General features: G+C 67.6%; 14 protein-coding genes. 4 read left to right on the top strand and 10 right to left on the bottom strand.

All coding sequences use genetic code 11. The features are described from left to right. Positions 1 to 413 precede the first annotated feature (413 nt). Positions 414 to 1,220 (top strand): MetQ/NlpA family ABC transporter substrate-binding protein, encoded by an 807-nt coding sequence (locus SY91_RS25400; RefSeq protein ID WP_185921215.1) that lies wholly within the window; start codon positions 414 to 416, stop codon positions 1,218 to 1,220. Between the two features lie 157 nt (positions 1,221 to 1,377). Here SY91_RS25400 and SY91_RS25395 read toward each other — a convergent pair whose 3' ends face one another. The 4 genes from SY91_RS25395 to SY91_RS25380 all read right to left on the bottom strand — a co-directional run bounded on the left by SY91_RS25395 (position 1,378) and on the right by SY91_RS25380 (position 5,655). After that, positions 1,378 to 2,493 (bottom strand): succinylglutamate desuccinylase/aspartoacylase family protein, encoded by a 1,116-nt coding sequence (locus SY91_RS25395; RefSeq protein WP_027805884.1) that lies wholly within the window; start codon positions 2,491 to 2,493, stop codon positions 1,378 to 1,380. Between the two features lie 224 nt (positions 2,494 to 2,717). Then, positions 2,718 to 3,500, bottom strand: coding sequence for an ABC transporter substrate-binding protein (locus SY91_RS25390; RefSeq protein ID WP_006480389.1), 783 nt, complete (start codon positions 3,498 to 3,500; stop codon positions 2,718 to 2,720). A 226-nt stretch (positions 3,501 to 3,726) separates the two neighbouring features. Next, entirely contained in the window at positions 3,727 to 4,647 is a 921-nt protein-coding gene (locus SY91_RS25385) for a LysR family transcriptional regulator (RefSeq protein ID WP_006480390.1), read from the bottom strand. A 60-nt stretch (positions 4,648 to 4,707) separates the two neighbouring features. After that, a complete protein-coding gene (locus SY91_RS25380) occupies positions 4,708 to 5,655 on the bottom strand; it encodes a GlxA family transcriptional regulator (protein ID WP_124592023.1) in 948 nt (315 codons plus the stop codon). A 106-nt stretch (positions 5,656 to 5,761) separates the two neighbouring features. Here SY91_RS25380 and SY91_RS25375 point away from each other — a divergent pair, with 106 nt between their 5' ends. Further along, complete coding sequence (locus tag SY91_RS25375) at positions 5,762 to 6,070, top strand: DUF3817 domain-containing protein (protein ID WP_023475797.1); 309 nt, start codon at positions 5,762 to 5,764, stop codon at positions 6,068 to 6,070. After that, positions 6,067 to 6,468, top strand: a complete 402-nt coding sequence (locus SY91_RS25370; protein ID WP_006480393.1) for a CopD family protein — start codon at positions 6,067 to 6,069, stop codon at positions 6,466 to 6,468. Before SY91_RS25375 ends, SY91_RS25370 begins: the two co-directional genes overlap by 4 nt. A gap of 9 nt (positions 6,469 to 6,477) precedes the next feature. Here SY91_RS25370 and SY91_RS25365 read toward each other — a convergent pair whose 3' ends face one another. The 3 genes from SY91_RS25365 to SY91_RS25355 form a co-directional block, all read right to left on the bottom strand. Next, a complete protein-coding gene (locus SY91_RS25365) occupies positions 6,478 to 7,071 on the bottom strand; it encodes a hypothetical protein (RefSeq protein ID WP_006480394.1) in 594 nt (197 codons plus the stop codon). Positions 7,072 to 7,278: 207 nt separating this feature from the next. Continuing rightward, positions 7,279 to 8,667: an NCS2 family permease gene (locus SY91_RS25360; RefSeq protein WP_023475796.1), complete on the bottom strand. Its 1,389-nt coding sequence runs from the start codon at positions 8,665 to 8,667 to the stop codon at positions 7,279 to 7,281. Between the two features lie 529 nt (positions 8,668 to 9,196). Then, positions 9,197 to 9,874 (bottom strand): TetR family transcriptional regulator, encoded by a 678-nt coding sequence (locus SY91_RS25355; protein WP_023475795.1) that lies wholly within the window; start codon positions 9,872 to 9,874, stop codon positions 9,197 to 9,199. A gap of 48 nt (positions 9,875 to 9,922) precedes the next feature. Here SY91_RS25355 and SY91_RS25350 point away from each other — a divergent pair, with 48 nt between their 5' ends. Next, entirely contained in the window at positions 9,923 to 10,588 is a 666-nt protein-coding gene (locus SY91_RS25350) for an O-methyltransferase (protein WP_006480397.1), read from the top strand. 122 nt (positions 10,589 to 10,710) lie between these two features. On the opposite strand, the gene SY91_RS25345 is transcribed toward SY91_RS25350, so the two are convergent. From SY91_RS25345 to SY91_RS25335, 3 genes are all read right to left on the bottom strand, one after another. Continuing rightward, complete coding sequence (locus tag SY91_RS25345) at positions 10,711 to 11,229, bottom strand: DUF3455 domain-containing protein (protein WP_043887289.1); 519 nt, start codon at positions 11,227 to 11,229, stop codon at positions 10,711 to 10,713. A 138-nt stretch (positions 11,230 to 11,367) separates the two neighbouring features. Then, complete coding sequence (locus SY91_RS25340; protein WP_023475793.1) at positions 11,368 to 12,330, bottom strand: cyclase family protein; 963 nt, start codon at positions 12,328 to 12,330, stop codon at positions 11,368 to 11,370. A 19-nt stretch (positions 12,331 to 12,349) separates the two neighbouring features. Next, positions 12,350 to 13,465 (bottom strand): alkene reductase, encoded by a 1,116-nt coding sequence (locus SY91_RS25335; protein WP_006480400.1) that lies wholly within the window; start codon positions 13,463 to 13,465, stop codon positions 12,350 to 12,352. Positions 13,466 to 13,502: the final 37 nt, after the last annotated feature.

Below are 13,502 nucleotides of genomic sequence, written 5' to 3'. Positions count from 1 at the left end.
GGCGGGCCACGTAATGAATATGACAGCGACTGTCATATGAAGAATGTGTGGTGCCGATGCGACATTAGGGCCTGCTTGCATAGGGAACGTGCATGCAACCCCAAACTAAAAATTCAATCCACGGGAATGCCTGAAATCGCCCGCATGGCGGCGTCGTTCGTCGCTTGTTTGGCGCGGCCAAACGGCGCTCCTCACTCCTGGCCCCGCGAGCGATTTCAGGCATTCGCATGCACGTTCCCTATGCAAGCAGGCCCTAAATTCTGCCCGGGTTGTATAGCGGGGGTTATACCGATTTCGGCTGAGATTCGATTCCGAACAGGAATATGCACATGAAATAAGCTTGGTTGATCGCGTTCGGGGCCCTATGCCACGATCCGTCCTCCAACAATTGACACGGGACAAGAGGACACCACATGCGACGTTCGATCCTGACCGGCCTCGGCGCACTCGCCGCCGCGCTGGCATTCGCCGCGCCCGGCGCGCACGCCGACTCCCAAACGCTGAAGATCGGCACGATGAGCGGCCCCGACGCGCAAATCTGGACCGAAGTGACGAAGGTCGCCGCGCGCGAAGGCCTCGCGATCAAGGTCATCGAATTCAACGACTACGTGCAGCCGAACGCGGCGCTCGATGCGGGCGACCTCGATGCGAACGGCTTCCAGCACCAGCCGTTCCTCGACAGCCAGATCAAGCAGCGCGGCTACAAGATCGTCAACGTCGGGCTGACCTATACGGCCCCGATGGGCTTCTATTCGAAGAAGATCAAGTCGCTGAAGGATTTGCCGGTCGGCGCGAAAGTCGGGATCCAGAACGATCCGTCGAACGGCAACCGCGCGCTGCTGCTGCTGCAGAAATACGGCGTGATCAAGCTGAAGCCGGGCGTCGGCGCGAACGGCGTGAACGCGACGCCGCTCGACATCGCCGAGAACCCGAAGAAGATCAAGATCGTCGAGCTCGATTCCGCGCAGTTGCCGCGCGCACTGCCCGATGTCGACGCCGCGTCGATCAACACCGATTACGCGGTGAAGGCCGGACTCACGCCGGTGAAGGATGCGATCGCGATCGAGGATCTGCGCGGCCCGTACGCGAACCTGATCGCGGTGCGCGCGCAGGACAAGGACAAGCCGTGGGTGAAGAAGCTCGTCGCGGCCTATGAATCGAACGACGTGCGCAAGTTCATCGACCAGAAGTTCGGCGGCGCGATCGTGCCGGCGTTCTGAACTTTCTTCGCACGTGGCAGCGGCCGGCGGCGCGGTATCGGCCGCCGACGCGCGCTCCGGAAAGCAAATCGCCCGCGTAAGCGGGCGATTTCGTTTGATGCAGCCGATGACGTGCGATGCGCGCCGCGGCCCGGCGTGCGGGCCGCGCCCAGCCGGTTCAGGCCGACAGCAGCGACCCAGTGCGGATCGCGGTCGCGCCGGCGATGCGCGCGACTTCCATGCCGGCCGTCGCGAAGCGCACGACCTGGCGCGCATACAGCACGCCCGACACGCTGCTCTTCAGCGTGACGACGCGGTCGGTCAGCGGATCGACGATGTCGGCCACGGCCTGGCCGGCCTCGATCATCGCGCCGACCGGCGTGCGGAACACGATCACGCCCGACACCGGCGCGACGAGCGGATCGGTGCCCGCGAGCGGCGTGGCCGGATGCGCGAGCGGCGGCAGCGGCGCCGGCGTGCCTTCGACGATGCCGCGCTCGGTCAGGTATTCGACGATCGCCTGCGCATCCTTTTCGGCGAACTCGTACGACACGTCGCGTTCGCTGCGCAGTTCCACCGTGACGGAAATCGCGCCGTTCGGGATCGGGAAGCGGTCGCCGAAGCGGTTGCGCAGATCCGACCAGCAGAAGCTGTGGATTTCGTCGAACGGGTTGCCGACCGAGTTCAGCGCGAGCAGCGACGCCTTGGCATCGAGATAGCGCGCCAGCGGCTCGACGTCCGCCCACAGATCGGGATTCGTGTACAGGTGCATCACCGCATCGCTGTCGCAGTGCAGGTCGAGCACGATATCGGCGTCGAACGACAGCTTCTGCAGCGCGAGGCGCTGCGAGTCGAGTTCGGTGCGCGGCTTCTGTTCGTCGAGCGCTTCGCGCATCGCGGTGCGTACGACGGCCAGATTGCGCTGCGCGTCGTTCGTGAGGTGGTGTTCGACGCGCGGCAGCACGAGCGCCGCGAGATCGTAGAAATTGCGGTTGAAGTTCTGCATCGAGCCGAGCTCGAAGCGGCCGAGGTGATCGCCGAACACGTGTTGCGACAGGCCGATCGGGTTGGGCACCGGCACGATGACGACTTCGCCTTGCAGCTTGCCGGCCGTCTCGAGCGCGGCGATCTTGCGGCGCAGCAGCGTGGCGACCAGCATGCCGGGCAGCTCGTCCGCGTGCAGCGACGACTGGATGTAGACCTTCTTGCCGCCGCGCGGGCCGTAGTGGAAGCTGGTGATCTGGCGTTCGGTACCGACGGCGGGGGAAATCAGCGGATGGGTCTGCGTTTGCATGATGAGGAGAGTGCGGCGCAGCCGCGAATGATCCGTGTGCGTGGAAGATCGATTGTACGTTGCCTTCCTCGCCGCCATCAAACCGGCGCCAGAGCACGCAGTTTTCCGTTGAGAATCATCAGGTTGGCGCGGAAAAAATAACGTCGTCCGCGCCGCGCGCAAAAAAAACGGGCTCCTTGCGGAGCCCGTTTCCATCATGCCGAATCGTGCGTCGGTCGGCCGGATTACTTGCCGTAGACGTCGAAATCGAAGTACTTCTTCGCGAGCTTGTCGTACGTGCCGTCCTTGCGCATGCCGGCGATCGCGCCGTCGATCTTCGCCTTCAGGTCGGTGTCTTCCTTGCGCAGGCCGATGCCGGCGCCGTTGCCGAGCGTCTTCGGATCGTCGAGGTCCTTGCCGGCGAAGTCGAAGTTCGCGCCGCGCGGCGTCTTCAGGAAGCCGATCTCGGCTTGCACCGCGTCCTGCAGCGCGCCGTCCAGACGGCCGGAGATCAGGTCGGCGTAGACCTGGTCCTGGTTCTGGTAAGGCACGATGTTCACGCCCTTCGACGCCCAGTGCGCCTTCGCGTAGGTTTCCTGGATCGTGCCCTGCTCGACGCCGACCGACTTGCCCTTCAGCGATTCGGCCGTCGGCTGCAGGCCGGCGCCCTTCTTCGTGACGAGGCGCGTCGGCGTGTTGAACAGCTTCGACGAGAACGCGATCTGCTCGGCGCGTGCCGGCGTCATCGACATCGACGACAGCACGCCGTCGAACTTGCGGGCCTTCAGCGCCGGGATCATCCCGTCGAAGTCGTTTTCGATCCACACGCATTTCGCGTTGATGCGGCGGCAGATCTCGTTGCCGAGATCCACGTCGAAGCCGACCACCTTGCCGTCGGCGCCTTTCGATTCGAAAGGCGGGTAGCTTGCGTCGACGCCGAACCGCACGGTCGACCAGTCCTTCGCGTATGCACTGCCGGCCGATACGGCGAGCAGGGCCACGGTCACAGCCGCAAGAATCTTTTTCACTCGGTGACTCCTCGTTTTGTTCGATGGGTGCGCGGTTGTGCCGCGCCGTAAGCCTTCGGCCCGCCGCGGCTTCGCGTCGGACAGTCCGTTTCGCCCGCCCGATGGGGGCGCGCGACGTGCGCAAGATTATCAAGACAAAATACCGGCAGGGCGCCTAGGACAAGCCCCGATACCGGGCCCGGCGGCGGCGCGTCGGATGCGCCGCCGTTTCACACACAGGAACGATTCAGCCGAGCGTTTCGTTGACCGCGCGCTGCAGGCACGTGACGAAGTGCGACACGGCGGGCGTGGGCAGCAGGTCGCGCCGCGCGATGATCGACAGGTCGAAGCGCGGCATGCTTTCGTCGAGTTCGGCCGTGCGGATGCCGAGCGGCGCGACCATCGCGGCGAGCGGGCGCGTGAAGCAGCCGATCACGTCCGAGCGCGCGACGAGCCCGAGCGTCACCGCGAACGACATCGGCGAGCGCAGCAGACGTTTCGGCAGCGGCAGCCCGTGCGCCTCGAACATCCCGACCATCACGCTGTGCGGGAACTGCTCGGCGCCGACGGTGACGATCCACTCCGCGTCGAGCAATTCCTCTAACCGGCGCGCCTGCGCGAGCGGATGACCGTCGCGCATCACGATCGTGAATTCGGTCGACAGCAGCGGCAATTGCGTGAAATCGCGGTCGAGCGCGGGCACATGGTGCATCGCAGCGATGTCGAGCGTGCCGTTGCGCAGTTGCGCGAGCGCGTCCGGCACCGTCATTTCCTCGAGATGCAGGCTGACGTTCGGCATCGACCGGCGAAACGCCGTCACCGCGTGCGGCAACGCGGTCAGCGCGATCGACGGCATCGTGCCGACCGCGACGCGGCCCGACATCTCGCCTTTCACCTGCTCGACGGCCTCGACCGTGCGGCGGACGTCGCCGAGCAACTGCTCGGCGCGCGGCAGCAGCGCCGCGCCGCAGGCGGTCAGCTCGACGCCGCGCACGCTGCGCACGAGCAGCTCCGCGTTGAGCGCCGTTTCGAGCTCGCGGATCGTGTGCGTGATTGCCGGCTGCGTGACACCGAGCTCGCGCGCGGCGGCGCGCAGGCTCTTCAGGTGCGCGGCGGAGACGAATGCCTGGAGCTGCGCGATGTTCAGGGGATTGCGGATGCGGGTCATCGGTCGGGTCCGGTTGGCGCGAGCGGGAGCGGTGGGTTCGGGGGCCGAGCCCGCTGAAGGTCACGCATCGGCGCGCGCGCGGAATGCCTGCCGATAGCGCTGCGGCGACGTGCCGACGATACGCGCGAAGCGTTCGCGAAACGCGGTGACCGAACCGAACCCGGCTTCCGTCGCCACGTGTTCGATCGACAGCTCGGTCACCTCCAGCAACTGCTGCGCATGCCGCACGCGCGCGGTCTGCAGCCATTGCCCGGGCGACGTGCCCGTCTGTTCCTGGAAGCGCCGCGTCAGCGTGCGCACGCTCGTCGACGCCTTGCGCGCGATCGTGTCGAGCGTCAGCGGCTGGCGCAGGTTCGCGTGCAGCCAGTCCATCAGGTCGTGCAGCCCGTCGCCGCCGGCCGGCCATTCGGGCGCGATGAACTGCGCCTGCCCGCCTTCGCGCACGCGCGGCGCCACCGCGCTGCGGGCGGCGTCGACGGCGACCGCCGCGCCATAGTCGGCCTGGATCATGTGCAGGCACAGATCGAGGCCGGCCGCCGCGCCGGCCGAAGTCAGGATCTGGCCGTTGTCGACGAACAGCACGTTCGGATCGACGTCGACGTTCGGATGGCGGCGCGCGAGTTCGGCGGCCGCGAGCCAGTGCGTCGTCGCGCGCAGGCCGTCGAGCAGCCCGGCTTCCGCGAGCACGAACGCGCCGCTGCAGATCGATGCGATCCGGCATCCGCGCGCGGCCGCCGCGCGCAGCGCGTCGAGCACGCGGCGCGACGTGGGCGCGAGCGGCACCGACGTGCCGGGGACCATGATCGTGTCGGTGTCGGCCAGCGCATCGAGGCGGAACGGCGGGCGCAGCTCGAACAGGTCGCCGCCGACGCGCGGCTGCTCGCTGCACACGCGCACGCGGTACGCCGGCTCGACATTCGGCGCCCGCACGCGCGCGAACGTATCGCAGGCGACGCCCAGATCGAACGGCACGACATCGGGCAACGCGAGAACGGCGACCGTGTGCATGGTATTCGCGGCCGTGGCCAGAATCCGTTGAAAGATGTCATTCTAGCCAATGGCTCGACCCGGCGCCACACGCGACAATCGCGGCGGACCACCTGGAGGCCTGCCGATGAAACAAGACGATCGCAACGCGTTGCGGAACCTGCAATACCTGTCGCTGCTGGAGGCGACCACGCTCGTCGTGCTGGTGTGCGTGGCCGTGCCGCTCAAGCATCTGGCCGGCTATCCGGTGGCGGTATCGATCATGGGCCCGGTTCACGGCATCGCGTTCGCGATGTACGTGTGGGCGGTGGTCGGCACCGCGTCGAGCGGGCTGTGGAGCAAGGCCGAGGTCGCGCGGCTGGTGCTGTCGGCCGTCGTGCCGTTCGCGGGGCTGGCGAGCGCCGGCTGGATCGCGCGCAGGCGGCACGCGCGATGATCTACCTGATGCTGAAGGCCGTGCATCTGGCCGCCATCGTCACGTTCGTCGGCGGGCTGTTGTTGTCGTCCGTCGCGGTGCGTATTGCGAATCTCGCCGTGCATCGCGCGGTGCGGCGCTGGGATCGCACGGTGACGGCGCCCGCGCTCGCGATCGTCTGGATCGCCGGCATCGCGCTCGCGCTGAGCGGTCACTGGTTCGGCGCCGCGTGGCTGTCGGTGAAGCTTGTGCTCGTCGTCGCGCTGTCGGTGCTGCACGGGGTCCTGGCCGGCACGCTGCGGCGCATGGAGCGCGACGACCTCGTCGTCGTACCGGCGCCGTGGCTCGGGCAGGCGGCCGGCGTGGTGATCGTCGCGATGGCGCTCGTCGTCGGGCTGGCCGTGATCAAGCCGTTCTGATGGCGCGAATCACGCCAGCGCGATTTCCACTGCCGCCAGCGTACGACGCCGAATCCAGCCGCTCCCAAGCCGGATCGCGAGCCAGTACGGCGTGAACAGCGCGCGCGTGCGCGCGCTCGGGCAATGGACGAAGGTTTCGGTGCGCAGGATGTGCGCGCCCGACGCGAGCCCGACCACCTCGAACCGCAGTACCAGCTTCGCATCGCGCGGGTCGTCGTGCCGGACGAAGGCGTCGGCGTCCGCGAGGGGACGCACGTCGGGCGTCGGGCGCCAGAAGCGGCCGACGAGCCCGAGCGACAGCGACGTGTCGTCTCGATGGAGCGGCGTGAAGGTGTCGAAGCCGAAGCGCGCGCGTTCGGGGCGGGCCGGCGCGTGGCGTAGCGCTCCGGCGATGGCCGCCGGGAATTCACGCACCGTCAGCAGCGTGTCGATGACCGGATCGGCGCGCATGTCGAGCGACGCGACGACGTCGATGATGCGCGCGGGCGGCGCGCCGATCGGCTGCGATTCGTGCACTTCGTGGAAGCCGAACGACGGAATGAACGGCGGCTTGCGCGCCGAGGCCCGGGTGCTCGATTCGGAGACGATGCCGAGTGTGTTCATCGCGACTCCTGAAGGCAAAACGCGATCGTAGCACCGGGCGCGAACGGGTGTCGCGCCGTTTGCGCGCGTCGCGTCGCGTCTCGTCGATAAAAAAAGCCTGGAAACTCGCGTTCCCAGGCTGGAGACCATCAACGATGATGGTGGAGGAGACGATGTCGTCCCGATGCGCGCCGTCCTTCTGCCGGCGACGTCGCGCATGTCTCGGGCTCAGATGGCCCAGCCGCCGAGATAGAACGTGACGAGCACGGCCGCGATGAGCACGGTGCCGACGTTGAGCTTGCGGAATTCGCCGCTGGCGACGCGGCCGATCACGAGCGTCGAGAAGCCGAGCATGATGCCCGTCACGATGTTCGCGGTCAGCACGATGAACACCGCGCACACGAGGCCCGACATCGCGTCGACCATGTCGTCCATGTGCAGCTTGCTCACGCTGCCGAGCATCAGCAGGCCGACGTACATCAGCGCCGGTGCGGTGGCGTACGACGGCACGAGGCCCGCGAGCGGCGAGAAGAACATCACGACGAGGAACAGCAGGCCGACCACGGCCGCCGCGAGGCCGGTCTTCGCGCCGGCGGCCACGCCGACGCTCGACTCGATGTAGGCCGCCGCCGGTGCGCCGCCGAGGAAGCCGGAGAAGATCGAGCTGATCGAATCGGCGGTCAGCGCACGGCCGCCGTTGATGATGCGGCCGTTCCCGTCGAGCTGGCCGGCCTGGCCCGCGACCGCGCGGATCGTGCCGGTCGCGTCGAACACGGCGGTCATCACCAGCGCGAGCACGCTCGGCAGCACGGCCATCGACAGCGCGCCCTTGAGGTCCATCGCGCCGATCAGCGATGCGTGGCCCGGTGCGCTGAGCGAAGGCAGCGCGAAGATGCCGCGGTACTTCACGCCCGGGTCGAAGATCAGGCCGAACACCGAGATCGCGATCACGACGAGCAGGATGCCGCCCGGCACGCGACGCTTTTCGAGGCCGAAGATCGCGGCGAGGCCGACGACCGACATGATGACCGGGAACGCGGTGATCTGGCCGAGCGAGACCGGCAGGCCGGCGCCCGGGTTCTTGATCACGAGGCCCACGTCGTTCGACGCGATCAGCAGCAGGAACAGGCCGATGCCGATCCCGGTGCCGTGCGCGACGCCCGCGGGCAGGTTGCGCAGGATCCACGAACGCACGCCGGTGACCGAGATGCCGGTGAACACGAGCCCCATCAGGAACACGGCGCCGAGCGCGACCGTCGGAGGCAGTCCCTTGCCGAGCACGAGCCCGAACGCGGTGAACGCGGTCAGCGAGATCGCGCAGCCGATCGCGATCGGCAGCTTCGCCCACAGGCCCATCAGCAGCGAGCCGAACGCGGTGGTGAGACACACCGCGACGAATACCGCGCTCGTGTCGAAGCCGGCCTTGCCGAACATGCCGGGCACGACGAACACGGAATAGACCATCGCGAGGAAGGTGGTCACGCCGGCAATGATCTCGCGGCGCTGCGTGCTGCCGCGCGACGAAATGCCGAAGTACCGGTCGATGGCGCCGTTGGCGCCCAGGCCGGTTTCCTCCGCGCCGACGCCGACCGTCGGCTGCACCGGGGTATCACTCATGAGCTTGCTCCTTTATCAGCATGCTGAAACGGCTCGTCGCGAACCGTCGTCAGGGTGTCTCGTATCTGGTTGGATTGATCGGCAACGTCGTGGGGACGCATGACGCGTGGTGTGTGTCGTTACGGGCGAGTCGAAACGATCGCGAGGGTGTCGCGTCGGACGACGCGTGGTGTGGTCGACCCCGTCACGTGTGCTTTGCCGTAGCGAAGGTTAGGCGAGCCGCCCATCACGTCCCATCGGGGGAAGAGCATGCAGCGCATGTCGCAGCGCTTATATCGGCGTGCGACGGGGCTCCGTCGCGCCGGCCCGCGTGTATACGCCTAGTTCGAATCCGTTAAGGCGACTATTTGATGCAGGGTCGGCGGGCAGCGCGCAAGCAGGCAAGGCACTGAATTTTACGAATTGCTTTCGGAATGGGGCCGGGAAGCCGGTGCGAACCGGGGCGGGTGACGGGATTCATCGCCGCGCACAACCTGCATCCGGACGATACGGCTGGCACGCGTGCGCGGTTTCCGTGTCGGCGCGGGCCTCAATCGTGCACGAGATGCGCGAGATACGCGCAGAACATGTCGGCCATCGCGGCCGAATAGGCGTCGATTTCCGTCGGCGTGCGCGCCGTTTCGGAGAATGCCTTGCCGCCCGTGGTGAGCGTCGTCAGGATCAGCTCGCACGCGAGCGCATGCGTGGCGTCGGACACGTCGGGCAGCGCTTCGCGCATGAACGCGCTGAACGCCCGGTTGCCCTCGGCCTTCACGTCCTGCGCCTCGGGGGCGTCGCGATAGAGCGGGGCCGCATCGTCGAGGGCGATGCGCATCGGCGCCTCGTCGCATTCCGAACGGATGAACGCGTGGACGGCGGTGCGCAGCCGCTCGGGCGGCGTCTTCCGCGTGTCCTGCAGGATTGCGCACAGCATGTCGTGCGTCTGCCGCCACTCGTCGTGCTGGAGCCGGAACAGCACGGACGCCTTGTTCGGGAAGTACTGGTACAGCGAGCCGACGCTCACGCCGGCCCGCTCGGCCACGCGCGCCATCGTGAAGCGCTGCGCGCCTTCACTTGCCAAAACCTGAATAGCCGCCTGCAGGACGTCCTCGACGAGGCGGGTCGAGCGCGCCTGCCGAGGCTGCTTGCGCGTGGCGATCGGGGCGTTTCGGCGGTCGGTCATGAGCGGTTTGCCAATGCGAATAGTAAAACCTGAATGGTTCGTCATATTCTAGTCGGGTGCACTGACGCACTCAACTGCTACCGGAGATATCGCATGACCACCCTGATGCTCGACCCGCTGGCTTCGCTGCTGGCGCGCCTGTTCGACGAAGCCGACGCGTCGTCGCCCGCGACGAGCCCGGCCTTCGCCAACGTGTCGCGCGACGAGCAAGCGCGGCTGATGCGCAGCAAGACGGACTACGCCGATCTGTATGCGCGCCTGAAGGATTACCCGCTTCCCGTGTCGCGCGAGACGGGCATGCTGCTATACATGCTCGCGCGCAGTGGCGGCGCGAAGGCAATCGTCGAATTCGGCACGTCGTTCGGCATTTCGACGCTGCATCTCGCGGCCGCGCTGCGCGACAACGGCGGCGGGCGGCTGATCACGAGCGAGTTCGAGCCGTCGAAGGTCGTGCGCGCACGGGCGAACCTGACGGCGGCCGGATTGGCCGATCTCGTGGAGATCCGCGAAGGCGATGCGCTGCGTACGCTGGCTCACGATCTGCCGGATGCGGTCGATCTGCTGCTGCTCGACGGAGCGAAGGCGCTGTATCCGGAGATTCTCGCGCGGGTCGAGCCGCGGCTCAGGGCGGGCGCGTTCGTCGTGGCCGACAACGCGGAATACAGCCCCGACTACCTTGCTTACGTGCGTGCGCCGGAAAACGGCTATCTGTCGGTGCCGTTCGGCGGCGACGTCGAATTGTCGATGCGGACGCGCTGACCAGACGGAACGAGGGTGCCGGTGATTTCACGCTTCCCCGCATCAAATATAGGATGGCTGATTAAATCGACGCATGACGAAAGGCGACGGAATGATGCCCGTCGCTTGCGACACCGTGCGCGTCACTTCAGGAACACGTAGCGCGCGAAGTACGGAAAGCGGCCGACCGCATGCTCGGTCGTGCAGGTCGCGGCCGGCGGCGTGCCGCCCGCGGTGTCGAGCCGCTGCACGAAGCGCACGCCGGCGAGCGTGCCGGTTGCGGCCGGCGTCGCCGCGAGCAGCAGTTGCGGAACGCTGGCCGCGCTTGCGCTCGGCACTTCCGCGAGCTTCTTGCCGGTAATGCGACTGCCGTCGAGCGCTTCCCACGACGGCCCCGCACCGTGCCGCACGACGAGCGCGCCGCTTTCATCGAACAGCATCGCCTCCGGGCGCTTGAAGGCCCACGCGAGCCGGTGGTCGGCATCGTATTCGCACGCATAGATCTGCACGCCGGTCGCGGTAGTCGTCAGCACCGGCGTGGCCGGTGCCGGCGGCGCGAGGCCGGCGGCCTCGTCGGCGTGGGCGGGCGCGGTGAAAGCCGCCAGGGAAAGGCCGGCCGCAAGGGCCAGCAGCATGTCGCGTGTCGGGGAGCGGCTTGGCATGACGGGGCGTCCTTTCAGGTCGGGTGACGGTCGTACGGCGTCGATCCCGTCAACGTTAGACGCCGATCGCACAGGCTGCAATGCGGAAATGACAATCGCGGCGATAGTCGCCGCGATTGCCGCAGGGCAGGCGCGCGATCAGCGGATCGCGACCGGGTTGATATTGACCTGCGTGGAGCCGACGTACAGCGGCTGGCCGAGCACGAACAGGAATTCCCATGCCTTGTCGCGCACCAGCGCACGGCTGTCGATCAGTTCCAGGTTGTAGATGCCGCGCTTCGCGAGCATGTACTGGTTGACCGGGAATTCGTCCTGCGTATGCGGATTCGGATAGACCTCCGACGCCCACGTGTCGCCGCCGAACGCGACGATCCCCTGGTCGGCCAGCCACTGCGCGGCTTCCATGCCGATGCCGGGCTCGACGTCGAGGAACTGCTTGTCGTCCTTGCCGATCAGCTGGAGCCAGCCGGTGTTGAACAGCACGACGTCGCCCTTGCGCAGCGTCAGCCTCTGCTTCTTCAGCACGGCCTGGATGTCGGCGACCGTGAATTCGGTGCCGCCCGGCACGATCGGCTTGCCGTAGTAGGCGGTCATGTCGAGCACGACGCCGCGCGTGACGATCGGCGGCACCTTCTCGACGCCGAGCTTCTTCACGCCGTCGACGGTCACGAAATCGGCCGCCTTGTTGCCGTTGTAGTAGACGTTGTCGATGCCGATGTGGCCGATTCCGTTGAGTTGCGTGCCGACGCCGGTCCATGCGTTGACGAGTTCGTCGTTGAACGTGAACTTGTTCGGGCCGAGGCTCTTGCCGGCCTGCTGGCCGACCTGCACGTTGTACAGCCGGAAGCTGCGATGGCGGAACGCCGGCAGGCGCTTGTCCACCGGCACGGCCAGCGGATAGGTCTTGCCGGCCTTCACGAGGCCGACCGCCTGCTTGACAACGTCGGGCGTCAGCAGGTTGGCCGCGCCGATTTCGTCATCGGCGCCATACACGGACGGATACCAGTCGGCCGCCGGGGCGGCCGGCGCGGCGTGCGCCGCCTGGGCTGCCGCGAACGGCAAAATCGTGGCGAGCGCGAGCCGGGCGAGCGTCGCTTTCATTCGAGACTCCTGTCGATCGTTATGCCGCGGCTTGCGCGAGCGTCGGGTAGTCGGTCAGGCCGTGGGCGCCGCCGCCGAACAGCGTGTTGCGATCGTGCGGCGCGAGCGCGGCGCCGGTGCGCAGCCGCTCGGGGAGATCGGGGTTCGCGACGAACGGGCGGCCGAATGCGACGAGGTCGGCCCAGCCGGCGGCGATCGCTTCGCGTGCGCGCTCGGCGGTGTACGCGCCGGCATAGATCAGCACGCCCGGGAACGCGGCGCGCAATTGCTGCTTGAAGGCGACCGGCATCAGCGGCGCGTCGTCCCAGTCGGCTTCCGCGATGTGCAGATAGCCGACGCCGAGTTCGCCGAGCAGCTTCGCGGCGGCGAGGTAGGTGGTTTCCGGGTCGTCGTCGACGCAGCCGTTCAGCGTGGTCAGCGGCGCGAGACGGATGCCGACGCGCGACGCGTCGCCGGTCCCTTCGATCAGCGCCTGCGTGACTTCGCGCAGGAACCGCAGCCGGTTCTCCAGCGAGCCGCCGTACGCATCGGTGCGCGTGTTCGCGTTCGAGTCGATGAACTGGTTCACGAGGTAGCCGTTCGCGCCGTGCAGCTCGACGCCGTCGAAGCCGGCTTCGATCGCATGGCGGGCGGCGGTGCGGTACTGGTCGACGATCTCGCGGATCTCGTCGATCGACAGCGCGCGCGGCTCGGACGCCTGCACGAAGCCCGGCGTGCTGCCGTCTTCACCGGCGATGAACACGTTCACGCCCTTCGCCTGGAGCGGCGACGACGATACGGGTTGCTGGCCGCCGAGCAGGCTCGTGTGGCTCAGCCGGCCGACGTGCCACAGCTGCGCGAAGATGCGGCCGTGCGCGGCATGCACGGCGTCCGTCACCTTGCGCCAGCCGGCGACCTGCGACGGCGTGTGGATGCCGGGCGTCCACGCGTAGCCCTTGCCGAGCGGTGCGATGTAGGTGCCTTCGCTGACGATCAGGCCCGCGCTCGCGCGCTGCGCGTAGTACGCGGCCATCAGTTCGTTGGCTTCGTCGCCGGGCTGGCTTGCGCGCGAACGCGTCATCGGCGGCATCACGATGCGGTTCGGCAGCGTCAGCGCGCCGAGTCGCAGCGGTTGGAAAAGCGGATCCTGGGTCATGGTGGTGTCCTGTCGGTGCCGCGGCCGGCGGGCCGCG

The sequence above is a fragment of the Burkholderia cenocepacia genome (genome assembly GCF_014211915.1).
GTDB lineage: Bacteria > Pseudomonadota > Gammaproteobacteria > Burkholderiales > Burkholderiaceae > Burkholderia > Burkholderia orbicola.
Note: the sequence above shows the minus strand (reverse complement) of the source record. Positions and strands in the feature narration are given on the sequence as shown.